The sequence below is a fragment of the Bacillus sp. FJAT-44742 genome (genome assembly GCF_002797315.1).
Taxonomy (GTDB): domain Bacteria; phylum Bacillota; class Bacilli; order Bacillales; family Marinococcaceae; genus Thalassorhabdus; species Thalassorhabdus alkalitolerans.
The window spans coordinates 719,891-736,806 of record NZ_KZ454936.1; the positions used below are offsets into that span (position 1 = coordinate 719,891).

Annotated in this window: 16 protein-coding genes and 4 tRNA genes; 14 read left to right on the top strand and 6 right to left on the bottom strand. The window is 40.1% G+C overall.

The features are described 5' to 3' along the window. Positions 1–32: 32 nt before the first annotated feature. Positions 33–716, top strand: a complete 684-nt coding sequence (locus CEF17_RS03650; protein ID WP_100398324.1) for a lytic transglycosylase domain-containing protein — start codon at positions 33–35, stop codon at positions 714–716. A gap of 35 nt (positions 717–751) precedes the next feature. Here CEF17_RS03650 and CEF17_RS03655 read toward each other — a convergent pair whose 3' ends face one another. Beyond that, positions 752–2,863, bottom strand: a complete 2,112-nt coding sequence (locus CEF17_RS03655; RefSeq protein ID WP_100398325.1) for an RNA degradosome polyphosphate kinase — start codon at positions 2,861–2,863, stop codon at positions 752–754. A gap of 51 nt (positions 2,864–2,914) precedes the next feature. Further along, positions 2,915–4,474 (bottom strand): Ppx/GppA phosphatase family protein, encoded by a 1,560-nt coding sequence (locus tag CEF17_RS03660; protein ID WP_100398326.1) that lies wholly within the window; start codon positions 4,472–4,474, stop codon positions 2,915–2,917. A 291-nt stretch (positions 4,475–4,765) separates the two neighbouring features. On the opposite strand from CEF17_RS03660, the gene CEF17_RS03665 reads away from it, so the two are divergent. From CEF17_RS03665 to CEF17_RS03680, 4 genes are all read left to right on the top strand, one after another. After that, entirely contained in the window at positions 4,766–5,542 is a 777-nt protein-coding gene (locus tag CEF17_RS03665) for a metal ABC transporter ATP-binding protein (RefSeq protein WP_100398327.1), read from the top strand. Between the two features lie 3 nt (positions 5,543–5,545). Continuing rightward, complete coding sequence (locus CEF17_RS03670; protein WP_100398328.1) at positions 5,546–6,415, top strand: metal ABC transporter permease; 870 nt, start codon at positions 5,546–5,548, stop codon at positions 6,413–6,415. A gap of 72 nt (positions 6,416–6,487) precedes the next feature. Next, entirely contained in the window at positions 6,488–7,321 is an 834-nt protein-coding gene (locus tag CEF17_RS03675) for a metal ABC transporter permease (protein WP_100398329.1), read from the top strand. A gap of 15 nt (positions 7,322–7,336) precedes the next feature. Then, positions 7,337–7,771, top strand: a complete 435-nt coding sequence (locus tag CEF17_RS03680) for a Fur family transcriptional regulator (RefSeq protein ID WP_100398330.1) — start codon at positions 7,337–7,339, stop codon at positions 7,769–7,771. Between the two features lie 44 nt (positions 7,772–7,815). Here CEF17_RS03680 and CEF17_RS03685 read toward each other — a convergent pair whose 3' ends face one another. Continuing rightward, positions 7,816–8,394, bottom strand: coding sequence for a hypothetical protein (locus tag CEF17_RS03685; protein ID WP_100398331.1), 579 nt, complete (start codon positions 8,392–8,394; stop codon positions 7,816–7,818). A 135-nt stretch (positions 8,395–8,529) separates the two neighbouring features. On the opposite strand from CEF17_RS03685, the gene CEF17_RS03690 reads away from it, so the two are divergent. After that, positions 8,530–9,030 carry a DUF4190 domain-containing protein gene (locus CEF17_RS03690; protein ID WP_232725557.1) on the top strand — a complete coding sequence of 167 codons (501 nt, stop codon included), beginning with the start codon at positions 8,530–8,532 and terminating at the stop codon, positions 9,028–9,030. Between the two features lie 45 nt (positions 9,031–9,075). On the opposite strand, the gene ispG is transcribed toward CEF17_RS03690, so the two are convergent. Next, positions 9,076–10,194, bottom strand: coding sequence for a flavodoxin-dependent (E)-4-hydroxy-3-methylbut-2-enyl-diphosphate synthase (ispG, locus tag CEF17_RS03695; protein WP_054635455.1), 1,119 nt, complete (start codon positions 10,192–10,194; stop codon positions 9,076–9,078). 157 nt (positions 10,195–10,351) lie between these two features. After that, positions 10,352–10,747 carry a hypothetical protein gene (locus tag CEF17_RS03700; protein WP_100398332.1) on the bottom strand — a complete coding sequence of 132 codons (396 nt, stop codon included), beginning with the start codon at positions 10,745–10,747 and terminating at the stop codon, positions 10,352–10,354. A gap of 233 nt (positions 10,748–10,980) precedes the next feature. Here CEF17_RS03700 and CEF17_RS03705 point away from each other — a divergent pair, with 233 nt between their 5' ends. Together CEF17_RS03705 and CEF17_RS03710 are read left to right on the top strand one after the other, a co-directional pair. Beyond that, on the top strand, positions 10,981–11,868 hold the full coding sequence (locus CEF17_RS03705; RefSeq protein ID WP_100398333.1) for a DUF1002 domain-containing protein: 888 nt from the start codon (positions 10,981–10,983) through the stop codon (positions 11,866–11,868). Between the two features lie 58 nt (positions 11,869–11,926). Further along, on the top strand, positions 11,927–12,733 hold the full coding sequence (locus CEF17_RS03710) for an NfeD family protein (protein ID WP_332835278.1): 807 nt from the start codon (positions 11,927–11,929) through the stop codon (positions 12,731–12,733). 151 nt (positions 12,734–12,884) lie between these two features. Here the strand turns inward: CEF17_RS03710 and CEF17_RS03715 are convergent, their stop codons facing one another. Beyond that, a complete protein-coding gene (locus CEF17_RS03715; RefSeq protein WP_100398334.1) occupies positions 12,885–13,661 on the bottom strand; it encodes a DUF1189 domain-containing protein in 777 nt (258 codons plus the stop codon). A 264-nt stretch (positions 13,662–13,925) separates the two neighbouring features. On the opposite strand from CEF17_RS03715, the gene CEF17_RS03720 reads away from it, so the two are divergent. The 6 genes from CEF17_RS03720 to CEF17_RS03745 all read left to right on the top strand — a co-directional run bounded on the left by CEF17_RS03720 (position 13,926) and on the right by CEF17_RS03745 (position 16,898). Next, complete coding sequence (locus tag CEF17_RS03720; protein WP_100398335.1) at positions 13,926–15,551, top strand: Na/Pi cotransporter family protein; 1,626 nt, start codon at positions 13,926–13,928, stop codon at positions 15,549–15,551. Positions 15,552–15,886: 335 nt separating this feature from the next. Then, positions 15,887–16,372 carry a DUF456 domain-containing protein gene (locus tag CEF17_RS03725; protein WP_100398336.1) on the top strand — a complete coding sequence of 162 codons (486 nt, stop codon included), beginning with the start codon at positions 15,887–15,889 and terminating at the stop codon, positions 16,370–16,372. Positions 16,373–16,567: 195 nt separating this feature from the next. After that, positions 16,568–16,642, top strand: a tRNA-Asn gene (locus CEF17_RS03730). Positions 16,643–16,645: 3 nt separating this feature from the next. Continuing rightward, positions 16,646–16,722, top strand: a tRNA-Met gene (locus CEF17_RS03735). 11 nt (positions 16,723–16,733) lie between these two features. Next, positions 16,734–16,809, top strand: a tRNA-His gene (locus tag CEF17_RS03740). A 12-nt stretch (positions 16,810–16,821) separates the two neighbouring features. Continuing rightward, positions 16,822–16,898: transfer RNA gene (locus CEF17_RS03745), tRNA-Ile, on the top strand. Positions 16,899–16,916 lie beyond the last annotated feature (18 nt).

A 16,916-nucleotide genomic window follows, 5' to 3' on the forward strand; every position in this document is an offset into this window, starting at 1 on the left:
TGACTACGACTTAAGTAATGATGGAGGTATATATGAGCAGCTTACATTTCCTTGTTATGTTTTTGTTCTTTTCAGCGATAGATGAACAGCAAATAGAACAGAGAATGGAATTGTTAGAAGAGAAAAGTAATGCCTTGCAGGAGGCTGAAAGTATCGTAGAAAAAGAACTTTTCTTTTTGGAAGATTCTGACGAAGTCGTGTTTGATCTTAATTACCAAACGTGGCTGGAGGCTAGAGAAACGGCTAAACACCTTTATGACGATTCTAATGAAAACTTTAAGATGGAGTGGGGGGTTTTTCTGGCTCATCAAGCCAAGAAAAGAGAAATCGACCCGTTTTTGATATTTGAACTCCTTAGGGTAGAAACTGGAGACACATTTGATCCTTCCCTTGTGGGACCTGAAACAAGGTATGGAAAAGCATATGGTATGGGGCAGTTTATGAAAAATACTGGTCCCTGGATTGCTGAAAAAGCTGACTTGCCCTATGAGGATGATCTGCTTTTTAACCCATTTTACTCTATTCAGTTATCGGTCCTTTATTTAGACTATTTATATGATAAGTATGATGACTGGGATCATGCCTTAACAGCTTATCACCGGGGAATGGGCGGCCTGCAGGCGTATATTAAAGATAATGGTGATGCTAAGAGCTGGTATGCTGTTGAAATTCAGGAAAACGCCGATAATCAAGAATCTGCTGTTGCCTACCAATAACACACCCCGTTCCCATAAATTTGGGACGGGGAATGTTATTCCTCATCTTCCTCTATGAAACGAGAAGCCCATTCAAAAAATAACAACTGGCTTTGAACGGTTGGTTCCCTGCTTTCTTTTTCTACATAATGATATTCACCATTAGAATTCTGCTCCCTGGCTTTCACATTATCTTGTAACGTAACTGAAAGAATTTCTTTTAATCGGAAAATGAGAGCAGGGGATAAAACAGGAAAAAGAATTTCAATTCTTCTCTCCATGTTCCGCGTCATCCAGTCAGCAGAGGAGAGAAATATCTTTTCCTCGCCACCTTGATGAAAATAAAAAATCCTGCTATGTTCCAAAAAACGGTCAACAATACTTCTCACACGAATGTTTTCGCTGACTCCTTTAATTTGAGGCCGTAAGGAACAAATCCCTCTGACAATTAAGTCAATGGAAACGCCTGCTTGGGAGGCTTCATAGAGCTTGATAATGATAGGTTTATCAGTCAGTGAATTCATTTTGGCAATGATTCGGCCATTTCCATGTTCCTTGTGATACTCGATTTCTTTTTCAATTAAAGATAAAAACGTTTCTCTAATTTCAAAAGGTGCGGTTGATAACCTGTGCCACTCTGGCTTTTTAGAATAACCGCTTAAGTGATTAAAAAAGTTTGTGGCATCAATTCCGAATTTTTCATCTGAAGTTAAAATCCCCATGTCTGTGTAAAGCTTTGCAGTGGCATCATTGTAGTTTCCTGTACCGAGATGGACATAGCGCCGGATTTTGTTTTTTTCTTTCCTGACGATTAATGTAATCTTACTGTGTGTCTTTAACCCTGTAATACCATATAAAACATGAACCCCGGCTTTTTCAAGTCTTTTTGCCCATTGAATGTTATTTTCTTCATCAAATCGAGCTTTCAGCTCTACAAGTACGGTGACCTGCTTCCCATTTTCAGCAGCCTGTTCAAGTGCCGCAATAATTTGGGAATCACCGCTGACTCGGTATAATGTTTGTTTAATAGCAAGAACAGCAGGATCGTCGGCTGCTTTTGAAATAAAATCAATTATTGGCTGAAAAGACTCATAGGGATGGTGAAGAAAGATATCCTTTTTTGAAACAGCTTCAAAAATATCGTCTTCTCCCAATAAATCTTCAGGCGGCTGAGGTATAAAAGCCTGGTTAACCAAGTGTTCGAAGTCGGGTGCCAGCTCTTTTGTAAACTTAAATAAAAAGCTTAAGTCAAGAGGCCCTTTTACCATGTAAACGTCCCGGTCATGGATTTCCAGGGCTGAGGTTAAAAAAGATAGAACCTCATCTTTTATGACGCCTTCTTGTACTTCAAGACGTACTGCCGCTCCCCATTTTCGCTTTTTCAGTTCTTTTTCTATTTCACGAAGGAGGTCTCTGGCCCCTTCTTCTAAAATCGTCAAGTCTGCGTTACGTGTGATCCTGAAAGGACAGACCGTTTTTATTTGATAACCTGTAAATAATTTGTCTATAAAGTGTGTAATCACCTTTTCCAGTAAAATAAACTGCCTGTTTCTGTTGCGTGAAGGGAGTTGAATAAACCTGGAAAGGACAGAGGGAACCTGCACAATTGCGAGGGATTCCTTTTGATTTTTATCTTTAGGCTCTAATAACACCGCCAGATTAATACTTTTATTAAGAAGCATTGGAAATGGACGGTAAGCATCTACGGCCATTGGTGTGAGAACAGGAAAAATATAATTATCAAAATGATTTTCTAAAAACTGAATCTGAGTTTCAGTTAACTCTTCAGTGGATAAGAACTCTATGCCTTCATGAAATAGAAGTGGAATCATGGTTTCATTGTAGAGATTGTCCTGAAGTTTAACTAACGAATGGTTTTTATCAGCGACTCGTTTCAGCTGCTCTTTAGGGGTATAGGCAGCTTTATTTTCAGGTTTGTTAAATCCTGCCTTTACCTGATCCTTTAAACCAGCCACACGGACCATAAAAAACTCATCAAGATTAGAGCTGAATATAGCTAAAAATTTTAAGCGTTCCAGCAAAGGGTTTCTTTCGTCGATTGCCTCTTCGAGTACTCGTTCGTTAAAGGCAAGCCAGCTTAATTCACGGTTATTATAATAGGAAGGGTCATTTAAGTCAGTGTGCCTCTCTATATTATTTTCTCGCATGCAGACTCCACCTTTCTAGGGCAGCAAAACAATTGACTATAGTGTCCTCTTTTATACTCTATGATAAGATCTTTCTTCTCTATGAAAGTATAATGAGATTTTTTTCCCCAGGGTTTTTTCAAGATGCTTTTTGTATTTCTCGCTTTTTATTTCTTCAAAATACGGGCTGGCTCCTGGTGTACAATACAGATGAATAGCTATATTTTTTCCATCACGCTCTGTATCAAGATGAGTAATAACGTTTCGTCTCGTCCTATTGAGTGAATAAGCCAGTTTTAAGATGCTTCCTAATAGTTCGTACCGTTGTAATAATCGCTGAGATACATACCGTTTATAAGGCATTGCAAATTGCTGAAGATATGATTGCGATTTAAAAGAAGAAATAAACGCAATAGCCAGCCTTTCTTGATGGGAAATACCATCAATTGATCTGTTGGTCAGTAAATAAAATGTATGCTGCACACTTGCTTCGTCATCAATGTACTCCCCCATATAAAGCACTTTTGCGCTTGTTTTCAGTAAATAAACGTTGGTTTCCTGTTTCAAATAATAAGGAAGGTGATTTTCCAGTTGACTGTATAGTTGCTCAGCTAGACGGGACACTTCTGAAATATGGTCATGCTGAATTTCATATTCCCTGCCGAGTTGGTAAAAGCTTTCCTCGGTCACATTAGGAAAAAGTTTGTCTTCTTCATCACGGAGTATTTCTTCAAATAATAAGCCGTCACGGAGCCCTTTATTGCTCATGATAAAAAAAGGAGATTTGCTGTATTCCATAAGCCCCTGAATGACCCGGACCGCCGGAACAATGATATCTGCCCGGTCTTTCGATAATCCTTCAATATCTGCTCTTTTACTTAAAGGGGTCTGTTCTAAAAGACGTAGAGTACTTTCCACTTGTTTAGGAGCCATAGAATATTGGTGAAGGCCGGCAAGGGGATATTTTTCTATTCTTTGATGAATCAGCGCCATGTTTCTGGCACTTCCTCCAATGCCTATGACAGGTACTTTTTTATTTTTAAGCCAAGGAATCTTAGCAAATTCAGTTTTTAAAAAACGATAAAACTGTCGGGGGTTGGCCTGTCTGTTTCCATCTTCCCCGTAAAATTGTTTTTTTAACGTCAGAGCCCCAAAAGGGAAGCTGTGTGAGTAAATAAGTCTGCGGTTATGAAAATAGGTGACTTCAGTGCTTCCGCCGCCGATATCTACAGTAATCCCCTCCCGCAGAGAGGTGGAATTTACAACAGCCAAATATCCGTAGTAAGCTTCTTCTTTTCCTGATAATACTCTTACATAAAGAGAAGTTTCCTTATGAATAAAATCAAGGATATCTTGTTGATTGACCGCATTTCGAATGGCAGCTGTAGCAGCAACTTTCACTTTGGTTACATGGTGGTGCTGAATTATTTCCTCAAACTTTATAAGCGCGGATTTCAGTACATCAAACCCTTCCGGCGTTAAACGGCCTTCCAGGTCAATATGGGAGCTGAGGCGTGCCACTTGTTTTAAGTTATGTAACTGGCGGTATCTTTTTTGGTCGTCTATTTTGTGAATCACTAATCTAATTGAATTGGAACCGATATCCAGTACGCCGACCTTCTCTTTTTTCATGTTTACCACTTCCTTCTTGGATTGATATCTTGTTTATCGTTTAGTATGACTGTAACTCTTGTGAAGAAATCAAAAAAACAGCTCAAAAAAGTGATTGTCCGGCAAGAAGAGGAAACTGAGCTGCAAAGTCAGTTGTTTACAGGAAAAACTCAATCAGTTATACTCATTTAAGTAAATAAATCGTAATGGTTCTTAAAGTGTGATTTTGACACTGGCCTATTAAATGAAACATATACGAAATATATATATATTTGTATAGCGAAAAAGCTGCAAATTAGGAGGATCTCTATAATGGAGGCAAAAGAACAAACCAATGTAATTGATATAAGTAATCTTTCCTTTCATTATGGCTCACGAAACGTATTGGAGGATATTTCTTTAACCATTTCTCGTGGTACATTTTTAGGATTAGTAGGACCAAACGGTTCTGGAAAATCCACCTTGGTTAAATGCCTCTTAGGTTTACTAACCCCTCATCATGGTGAGGTCTCATTATTTGGAAAACCTCTTGAAAAATTTAAAGACTGGGACCGGGTAGGCTTTGTGTCCCAGAAAGCTAACAGCTTTAATGCGGGTTTTCCAGCTACGGTTTTTGAAGTCGTATCCATGGGTTTGTTTGGAAAGATTGGTTTGTTTCGTTTTCTAAACAAAGCTCATAAGCAAAAAGTGAAAGATGTAATTGAAAGTGTGGGAATGGGAGAGTACCTCCATCAGAACATTGGGGAACTTTCAGGCGGCCAGCAGCAGCGGGTGTTTATAGCAAGAGCTTTAGTCAGTGACCCGGACCTTCTTATCCTTGATGAACCAACCGTAGGAGTAGACGCCAAAAGTGTTCAGAGCTTTTATAATATGCTGAGCTACTTAAATAAAGAAAAGAATATTACCCTTGTACTTATTACTCATGATATAGGGGCGATGACAAGCTATGTGACAGATGTCGCCTGCTTAAACAAGCATTTGCATTTTCATGGTACTTCTCAGGATTTTGAAAAAGAGCAAAACCTCTCGGCTTTTTACGGGCATGAGGTTGACCTGATTACGCATAACCATGGGCACGGGGGACATTAATTCATGTTTGATGTTTTTTTTCGTTATGAGTTTCTGCAAAATGCGTTAATTACAGGTATTATGATCGGTTTTCTGGCACCGGTTTTAGGTGTTTTCCTTGTAGTCAGGAGAATGTCTTTGATTGCTGATGCCTTATCTCATATTACCTTAACCGGAATAGCTTTTCATTTATTACTTGCAAATCACTTTGTATATTTTTCCCTTCTTTCCCCCCTTTATATGGGAATGGCATTTTCAGTGGCCGGTTCTTTGCTGATTGAAAAACTCAGGGGCTTTTATACGTATTACAAAGAATTAGCCATCCCTATCATCCTTTCAGGAGGGATAGGACTAGGTGTTGTATTCATTTCATTAGCAGACGGTTTTAACAACGATCTATTTAATTATTTATTTGGCAGTGTAATTGCTGTAAGCAGAGGGGATCTATGGACAATTACAGTTATAACCGCTGTAGTTGCTGCTGTTTTAATTTTATTTTATAAAGAACTGTTTTTTCTTTCCTTTGATGAAGAACAGGCCACGGTAGCCGGGCTGCCAAAGCGTTTCATATATTTTATTTTTATAGTTCTAGTTGCATTGGTTATTGCAGCATCAATGCAGATTGTAGGAATACTGTTGGTTTCTTCTCTTATGTCACTCCCGGTCGCTGCTGCGATGCAGGTTGCAAAAGGGTTTAAGCAGATGTTTTTTTATTCGGTCCTTTTCGGAGAAATTTCTGTAATAACGGGACTGGTGTCAGCTTACCATCTGGATTTAGCGCCTGGAGGGACGATTGTCATGATCGCTGTTATTCTTCTCCTTCTGGCTATGGGAGCAAGAAGGCTGGCCGGATGGCAATTTACAGGAGATACGAAGGTGAAGAACACAATGTAGATGGTGTTCGTTGTTTTCGAATTCTTTCTCTTGTACAATAATGAAGGAACTAAATGAGAGTAGGAATTGAATATGGATTTTTTATTTGGGGATCTAACCTTTATTCAAAGAGGCGTTCTGGCCGCTTTGATTGTAGGTTTTATTTGTCCGCTTCTCGGGTCTTTTTTACTGGTGCGGCGAGTAACGATCATTTCTGAATCGTTGTCTCATGTAACGCTGACAGGTATTTCAGCGGGGGTGTTAATGGGGCAGACGATGCAATTTATGGATGTTAATCCTTTATACAGCGGACTGTTGTTTGCGCTAATAGGATCTCTTCTTATTGAAAAATTAAGGCAGGAATACAGACACTTTCAGGAGCTGGCCATTCCTATTATATTATCAGCGGGAATAGGACTAAGCGCGATCTTAATCAGTATTGCTCAAACTGGCTACACAGAATGGTTTAATTATTTGTTTGGCAGTATCGTCTCTGTTACACAGGAAGATTTATTATTTATTATAATAACTGCGTTCGTCGTGCTCCTGATTATGATCTTCTTTTTTAAGGAATTTATCTCTATATCTTTCGATCAGGAATATGCAAAAGTATCAGGGATTTCTCTTAAAGGAATGAACTTTTTATTTTCACTGCTCGTTGCCTTAGTGATTTCAATGTCGATGAAGGTAGTTGGAATCCTCCTGGTAGGAGCATTAATTGCACTGCCTGTTGCTGCAGCTATCAGGGTAGCAAAAAGCTTCAAACAAGTCATGTTTCTAGGAGTGCTGTTCGGTGAAGCAGCCATTTTGTCAGGCGTATATATTTCTTATCATATGGATATCGCTACAGGCGGCACGATTGTAATGTCAGCGATGTTTATTTTAGCCATTGTTGTGTGCCTGCAAATGATTTTCTCGAGGAGTTAACCGGAGGGAGTTTGTATGAATTTAGAAAAAGCCTTGGATCGACTTAAAGAACGAGGGTATAAGTATACAGGGAAAAGGGAAATGATTGTCTCCTTGTTTGCCGAGGAAAAACGTTACTTGTCAGCAAAGGATGTCCTTACTCACATGCAAAAGGAATATCCTGGAGTCAGCTTTGATACCGTATATCGTAATCTTTCCTTATTCGCAGACTTGGATATTTTGGAAACGACTGAGCTTGAAGGAGAGAAGAAGTTTCGGTTCAGCTGTTCTACTCCCCATCACCATCATCATCTCATATGTATGGAATGCGGAAAGACAAAACACATTCACGCTTGTCCTATGGAACATTTAGGCACACCATTAGATGATGAATTTAGCGTGACCGGGCATAAATTTGAGGTATATGGTTATTGTGCAGATTGTAAATATAACAGTCAAGCAAACGTATAAGGAAAAAGAGGCAGCCTGCTAACAGAGCAGATACTGCCTCTTTTTCATCGGTTTTTTGTCCAATTGTCTACCCAAAGTTTTGCTTCTTGCCAATTTTGCACTCTTTGTACATTGGCTGGCACAGGTTTGCGATTATAAGGTGTATCCAGGAGAACGACAGGTATCTGGCATTCCTCGGCAATATTGCACGCATTATCATGTTTATCTTCAAAAAAGAGATGTACTTGATGTTTTTTGATTGATTCAATTTTGTCGTGCTGACCGATTAATTCAATGTGGTGGTATGGAAGGTTGTGAGTATTAAACCATTCCAGGGTAGCTTCATGAAGATGGTGACCGCGGGCACTGATGTAAATCATTTTATGGTTCTTATTCCATTCAAGAAGAGCTTGTTCAACCTTATGAGCCAATACAGCATTTGAATAAATACTTTTCTCATGAATTTTCATCCATTTCCAAAATTCCTGCTGACTGACATTCAGCAAGCTTGTTAAATCATATTCTGTGATATCCTCAAGAGTAATATCAACTTGGAAATGTTTGTTGAGGTAAGGTACAAAAGTGGCGGGGTCTGTGACAGTACCGTCAATATCTAAACCAAAAGTTAACTTTTTTTCAGTCATTGTTGAAATTCACTCCTATATAATTTCTAATTATTCTCTGATATGCTCATCCTTTACAGCTTTAAGGAAGCTTCCCTCCGCACATACTAAGACTGCTCTCTACAGAGTAAGGAAGGAGGGATAACAGTGGATGAAATGAATCAGAAAAACGAAAATAACAAAGGTCAATTAGGGCCAAGTGATAACACAATGGCTGAAGGATACGAGGGTCCAAGAGAAGACCTCTTTGACGAAGAACAGCTCTTTGATGAAGAACAGAACATTGATGAAGAGCAGCGCATTGATGAAGAGCAGGACTTTGAAGAGGAAGATTACACCCAGGAAACCGCTGCAGAAGTGGGAACATGGGGCGTAGGCAATAGAGCAAATTTAGCTGAGCCCGAAAGAGAAGAAGAAGAGCAGGTAACAACCCGTGATAGTGACGTGACTGATGACACTGTAGGACGCGGTGTAGGTATTGCGGCTCTACTTGCTTCTATTCTTTCCCTGTTCTTTTTACCAATTTTACTTGGAGGTGCAGGTATCGTTGTCGGCTTTATTGCTGCACGCCAAGGAGCAACAGGATTAGGATACTGGGCGGTAGCTGTCGGTGCCTTCTCTATTCTTATGACTGTCTTTTTCGGACCTTTTTTCTAGCTAAATAAGCAGTGCCCTCACGAGTGAGGGCACTTTTGTTATTATTTAAGATGAAGACGAAGCTGCTTCTTTTTTCTCTTTTTCTTTTTTATAATGTTCTTCTGCTATTTTGTCTACTTCCTTTTTGAGTTCCTCAACCATCGTTGCTTCAGGGACCTTGCGGACAATTTCACCATGTCTGAATAAAAGTCCTTCTCCTCTTGCCCCGGCAATCCCGATATCAGCTTCCCGTGCCTCACCCGGCCCGTTTACTGCACAGCCGAGCACAGCCACTTTAATGGGAGCTTTAATCGTTGAGATATAGTCCTCAACCTCATTTGCTATGCTGATAAGATCGATTTCAATTCTTCCACAAGTTGGACAAGAAATAAGAGTGGCAGCATTGGCAGCCAAACCAAAGGATTTCAACAACTCACGACCAACTTTTATCTCCTCTACAGGGTCAGCGCTCAGGGAGATACGAAGAGTATTGCCGATCCCCTTGCTCAGGATCGCTCCCAGACCAGCAGCACTCTTAATGGTGCCGGCAAATTTAGTTCCTGATTCTGTAATTCCTAAATGCAGAGGGTAAGAAAAAGCTTGAGCAGCTTTTTCATAGGCTTCAATGGCTAAATTAACATCTGAAGCTTTCATTGACACAATAATGTCATGGAAGTCTAAATCTTCCAGGATTTTAATATGGTGAAGGGCACTTTCCACCATACCGTCAGCTGTAGGATATCCGTATTTTTCCAGAATTCGTTTTTCAAGAGAACCGGCATTCACACCTATACGAATAGGGATGTTCTTTTCTTTGGCAGCTTTTACTACTGCTTCGACTTTCTCTTTTCTTCCAATGTTTCCAGGATTGATACGAATTTTGTCGGCGCCGCCTTCAATGGCTTTCAAAGCCATTTTATAGTCAAAATGGATATCAACAACCAATGGAATGTTGATTTGCTTTTTTATTTCTGGAATGGCTTCTGCATCACGCATTTCCGGGCAGGCAACTCGGACAATTTGACAGCCTGCTTCTTCGAGTCGATGGATTTCTTTAACGGTAGCTTCCACGTCATGTGTTTTCGTTGTTGTCATGCTTTGGACGATAACTTCGTTGTTTCCTCCAATGACTAGGTTCCCAACCTTTACAGGACGGGTGTTCGTACGGTGGACAATCTGGGTCATGAATGAATACGCCCCTTTATATTTTCAAAGATATTATTCCTTGCACAGTGTCAGTATTCTTATTTATACTGCCATAAAATTTCAAACGAATACAACGTTATTGTATCAGCGCCATGATTTGTTTGGCAAGAAAAATAAAGAGGCCCCGTTTATCAGGTCAGGGGCTGTAGGTTGGAAACCAGTATGTTTGGTCAATTTGGATTTCTTCAGGCAAGATGTCATTGTTTAACCTTGAAAAGTCATGGGAGACCTGCTGAATGCTTGCAGGCACGGGCCCTTCATGAAGTTGTTCTACTATGGAAAGCACAGTTTGTCCAGGTTCTACAGTAACTTCCACAGCTGATTCATTGAAAGAACTTTCTGGTGAAGGCGGGGGTGGCGGAGATTCTTGTTCAGTTTGTTCTTCCTCATTCTTTTCTTCTTCATGTACCGTTGCTTCGGCTTGAGGGGTGGCGGGTTCATCAACGACTGTCGGAAGAGTCCCGACAGTAAGATCATAATAAACAGCTATAATAGCAATAACGATAAGCAAAAAACCGAATAATTTTCTCATGAGACCAACTCCAATAAACTTTCTTAAAGACAGTAAGACGACCTGTGAGCAGGAGGTCTTAGTAGAAAATTCTTCCAATATTTAAAAAGTCCTCTATAAAATATGGAAATAGAAGCAAAAGTCAAAAGAGGGTGAAAAAGTATGAAATTCTCTTCCCTTTTATACCGGCGTGTGGTAAGTATTTTTATAGGGATGATATATAAATCATCTTCCTAATGAAAAGGAGAGAAAAAATGAAAACACACGTATTAAGCTGGATGGCACTGCTGCTTCTAGTCACTGGAATGTTTACCATGCCTGGCACTGCCAAGGGGGATGCTGTGCCCGGGGAAGAGATTATTACGTTAGGAGAAGACTTGAGCCCTGATGATAGAACCAGACTGCTTGAAGAAATGAGTGCAGATGAAAATGATACAATTATATATGTAAGTAATGAGGAAGAACATAGATATTTAGGAGATTACATCAGCGCAAGTCAAATCGGTACAAGAGCTTTGTCTTCCACAAAAATCACCCTTACAGAGGAAGGCAGCGGTCTGAACGTTGAAACGAATAACATCAATTGGGTTTCAGAAGGCATGTATGCAAATGCTTTAGTTACTGCCGGGGTCAAGGATGCGGATATCTATGTAACAGCCCCATTTGAAGTGTCGGGGACTGCTGCATTAACAGGCCTTATCAAAGCTTATGAAGTACAGGCGGATGTGGTTATACCTGAAGAACAAAAGAAAGTGGCTAACGAGGAAATGGTCCGGACGGCAGAACTTGGGGAGAGAATTGGCACAGAAGAAGCCACTGAATTGATCACCAGGATTAAAGAAGAGATCGGCAGACAGTCGGTCGAATCTGAAGAGGACCTTCGGGCATTAATTATTAATATTTCAAATGAGTTGAATATTACCTTAAATGAAGAAGAGGTTAATGGCCTGGTTTCCCTTTTTGACCGGATGCAAGAATTAAATATTGATTGGAACCAGGTGCAGGATCAAATTTCAAAAGTACGTAACAATTTAGATGATTTTCTAAATCGAGAGGATACTCAATCCTTTATCGCAAGTTTTCTTGATTTTATTAACCAGCTAATTGACTCAGCAAGAGGATGGTTGTCCTCTGAATCATAAGTAATAAATAGGTAAGAGAGGCAGGAAGATCTTCAAGAGAAGAGATCCTGCCTCTCTTTTGAATTTTCAGGAGAGAGGGAGACAGCCGAAACCAAAAGCAGTGCCAGCCGTATATTATATAAAGAAGAAAAATACTATCAATGGTGTCTCTGCGATGGTTCATGGTATGCTTTTAGTAAGAGTGAGAAGCAATAATAAGTGGAGAGAAAGGAGTGCTTCTATGGACTGGTTAGATAATGCCAGTGTTGGTTTTTTAGTTGTTTTTTTAGGTACTTTGTTTCTGGTTGGGGAACTGTTAGTGAAAATGAGAGGCTTATTCGCTGTTATTGGAATAGTTCTTATGAGTCTTTTCTTTGCTTATCACATAGATGCGGCATCTGGCTTGTGGATCGTACTTTTATACGGAGCGGGCCTTGGTTTAATCATTTTTGACGGAAAAGTGACTGGCGATGGCACAATAGCACTGTTAGGTGCTTTGATGATGATTATGGGTATAGCTGTTCCAGCCCCCGGATTTTTGTATGGATCTTTGGCGGCCATGGGCTTTATCCTTGGTGCATTAGCCTCAACTTTCTTTTTGAGGGTTTTCTCAAGAAGAGAGCTATGGTCGAAAATTACTTTGAAAGACAAAATGACAGAAGACCTTGGATATAATTCCATAAATGAAACATATAAGGATCTTGTAGGGCAGAAAGGCAAAACCATGACTGATTTCCGGCCTATTGGAACAATAGATATTGATGGCAGTCAATACAGTGCGACCAGCGGCGGCCAATGGATTAAAGCTGGGGAAGAAATAGAAGTAATTGAAGTGGATGGTACGCGAATTCTCGTAAAGAAACTAGAAGAACAGAAAGAAAGGTAAAAAAGGGCGGCTGTTAAGAATTTCTTTCTCAACAGCCGCCTTTTTGGGTATTTTTTACATAAGAGAAAGCTTTATCGGTTGTGCCGGCCAGTACAGTCATAGAACAAGCCGCTTCTTTTTTACAGGTTGCAGCGTGATGTCTCCCAGAAAATTATGAAGTGGCTGTCTTTTTCGGTTTCGGAAGGCGCCTGTAGGCTGCAAAAAGCATAACAAATGCTATGGCCCAGTAAACAGTGAAGGAAAATGGAAGAGCAATACCTGCTGCATCAATAATGGCGAGAACCAAAGTAGGAAGTGTTACAGCGTATACACTCATAATCCAAATGTTACGGTAAGGCAGGCGAATAGCCACTTTTCTTCTCAATAATAAGCCAAAAAGTGAAAGAGAAAATATACCAATAAATTTCATTGCAGTGACAAATAAATAAAGGCCAAGGAGAAACACTGGAATCAGGATAGGCAGCAATCCGCTGACAGTATCCATTAATGAGATAATTTCATCTTTGGTTAAGTGGAGATTGGCAGCTTGGCCGTAAGAAAAGGACTCTATTGTTCCATCTTCAATAACGACTACTTCCTCTCTTAACAGTGCTATGGCTGGTTCTGTATCTATATCCTCTCTTGAAACAGTGCCAGTTGCATCAAAGATAATTGTATCTCCGTTATCTTCTATGTATAATGGCTCTTCCTGATCCGCATGGAGAATACCGTTGCGAAGCTCGAAATCAGGAAGGTCCTCATGCAAAGCCGAGTCAACCTGAGAGGTCAACGTGAGCATGCTCAAGGTAAACGTAATTCCTGCAGGTATGCTTGTGATAAACATAAGAAAAAAGATATAGGAAATAGCTTTTCCAATGCCTGAAAAGCGAAAGGCTGCAATATATTTAGGTGAATATAAGCTGCGTATAAATTGCTGAATCACATTCATAGAAAGGCCTCCATGTAAAAGTCATCTTTATTATTGTATTTCATCAATTCTCTGGGAACAAGTAAAAGGAACCTGCTTACAAAATTAAGAAAAATATATAAAACACGACGAAAACAAGTGGTTACGGACCATTGTTATATTCGAAAGCAAAAAAAGCTGAATAATGCCTTTACAAACTTTGATATTCACTCAATAATAGACAAGGATGAAAAAAGAATTGTCGAATGACGTTGCTTTTAATTTTTCTTGAAGGGATGAGAATTAGTGGATGTCCAAACGATATTGTTTACATTCTTTGGTGGTCTCGGCATCTTTTTGTTTGGGATTAAATTTATGGGAGATGGCCTTCAAAAAGTAGCAGGTGACCGGCTAAGAGAAATTTTGGATAAATTTACGACCAATCCCGTTATGGGTGTAATTGCTGGTCTTTTTGTGACAATCCTACTTCAAACGAGTACCGGAACCACGGTATTAACCATCGGACTGGTTAATGCTGGTTTTATGACTCTCCAACAAGCAATTGGTGTCATCATGGGTGCAAATATAGGAACAACAGTCACAGCTTTTATTATAGGGATTGATATTGCAGCATACGCCTTGCCAATCATCTTTTTAGGAACCTTTTTAATTTTCTTTTTCAAAAATAAAAAGGTAAATAACTATGGACAAGTTTTATTTGGTTTTGGAGCCCTCTTTTATGGTCTTACTTTAATGGGGGACGGCGTGAGGCCCCTTAGAGATTTTCAGGCCTTTGAAGATTTAACAATCAGCATGAGTGAAAACCCGATCCTGGGAGTTATTATCGGTGTTATTTTTACTGTAGCCGTGCAAAGTTCCACTGCTGCTATTGGACTGCTTCAGCAGCTTTATGATCAAGGTGCGATGGAATTGACTGCAGTTCTGCCTGTTTTGTTCGGGGATAATATCGGGACTACCATCACAGCTGTTCTAGCGTCAATTGGGGCGTCCCTTGCCGCCAAAAGAGCAGCACTGACCCACGTCATATTTAATCTGTTGGGCACAACAATCGTGCTCATTCTGCTTGTGCCATATACCGGGTTGATTGCTTACCTTCAGCAGGCACTAAATTTAAACCCGCCAATGACGATAGCATTTGCTCATGGGATCTTTAATGTGTCAAACACATTGATTCAACTTCCATTTGTGGCTGTTCTTGCTTTTATTGTGGTGAAGCTCATACCAGGTAAAGAATATGAAATTGAGTACAAAGCCAAGCACTTAGACCCGGCGTTTATTCAAAGTTCACCGGCTATTGCTTTATCTCAGGCGAAGGCTGAGACACTTCGTATGGGTGAATTTGCTGAAAAAGGGCTCGAGGAAGTCAGGCAGTATGTAAAGACCAATCAAAAGAAGCATGCAGAATTGACTACTCAGTTTGAAGAGGCTATCAATAATTTAGATCGAAAGATTACTGATTATCTCATCCGCATATCAGAGCGTTCTCTGTCTGATGACAATTCAAGGCTTCATTCAGTTCTTATGGATACCATACGGGATATAGAGCGCGTGGGCGATCATATGGAGAATGTAATGGAGCTTGTTGATTATCAGTTAACTAATAAAGTATCGCTTTCTGAAGAAGCCATGAATGATTTAGAGGAAATGTTTGACTTGACGATCCACACATTACAAAATTCTCTTTCTGCCCTTGAGCATGAAAACATAGATTTAGCAAAAGAATGTGTACTTCAAGAAGAAGAAATCGATAAAATGGAAAGAAAACTTAGGAAAAAACATATCCTAAGAGTGAATGAAGGGCGCTGTTCAGGATCTGCAGGGATCATTTTCGTAGATTTGGTCAGTAATCTTGAACGGATTGGCGATCATGCCGTGAACATTGCTGAAACCGTGATTTCAGAAAATGAATAATAATGTCAGGAGAGGGAGGTTTCCCTCTCTTTTTCTTTGTGAATAAGGGTAGTAAACAAAACTTACTAAAGTCTTCTGTAGTTTTGTAAGATGTTTTCCTTGTTATCTTTTTCTATTTAGTCTCAGTAGAAAAAATTTGTATCATTATGACTTCAATGCCTTCTTACTGTGGCTGAAGTCATGTAGTCCGGGTAGAGAATTGGTTATTACGAATCTGAAAAGGGAAAATAGCGGAAACCACAACATGCCGTTTCCAGTCAGCATGATCATTTATAAACAAGATGTACCTTAAGGGTTGAAAGACACTATTTATTCAAAATAAAAGGAGGAGACTTATGGAAGGGACTTTAATGGTGCTTGCTGCTATATTTTATTTGCTCGCCTTTGCAGGATTGGTGTATCCAGTGATTCCAGCAGGCGTTGTTTTTGCAGTTTCATTGCTTTTAATAGGATGGGCAGAAGGTTTTGGCTCGTTAGGGATTTTCTTTTGGGTTATTCAAGGGTTTGTTGCGTTTCTGCTATTCGCCATTGATTCATTAATCAGCATTTTTGGAGTAAAGAGGAGCGGAGGATCTAACGCAGCCTTATGGGGAAGTGCTATCGGTCTTATTGTTGGGCCTTTTATTATCCCTGTAGTTGGAGTCCTGGTTGGTGCTCTGGCCGGAGCTGTAATCGGAGAATTAATAACAGGAGGAAAAACATGGCGGCAAATGGGGAAAGTGGGCTTGAGCTCTGTTGTCGGTTTTGTACTAGGAGTGATTGTAAAAGGAATGATCCTTGTTATGAACCTTGGTTATTTACTATGGGTGCTTCTCTTTTGAATTAATAATACAGTGTTAGCTTCCTCCCCCTTGTTAGAAGGGGGAAAGTGTGCTATATTACTTTTTGGCCAAGAAAAAATTATATCCCGAAAAAATTATTTGAAATATTGTTGACGAATGTTAAGTATCCATGGTATTATTTTCATTGTCGCTGAAAGTGATAGAAAAGATACTTACCACTTTTAAAACAAATATTCCACAGTAGCTCAGTGGTAGAGCTATCGGCTGTTAACCGATCGGTCGCAGGTTCGAATCCTGCCTGTGGAGCCATATGGCGGTGTAGCTCAGCTGGCTAGAGCGTACGGTTCATACCCGTGAGGTCGGGGGTTCGATCCCCTCCGCCGCTACCAATATCATTATGGCGGTTGTGGCGAAGTGGTTAACGCACCGGATTGTGGTTCCGGCACACATGGGTTCGATTCCCATCAATCGCCCCATGTCTTGATAAAGGACCCTTAGCTCAGTTGGTCAGAGCAGACGGCTCATAACCGTCCGGTCGTAGGTTCGAGTCCTACAGGGTCCACCATTAAACAAATACGCTTTA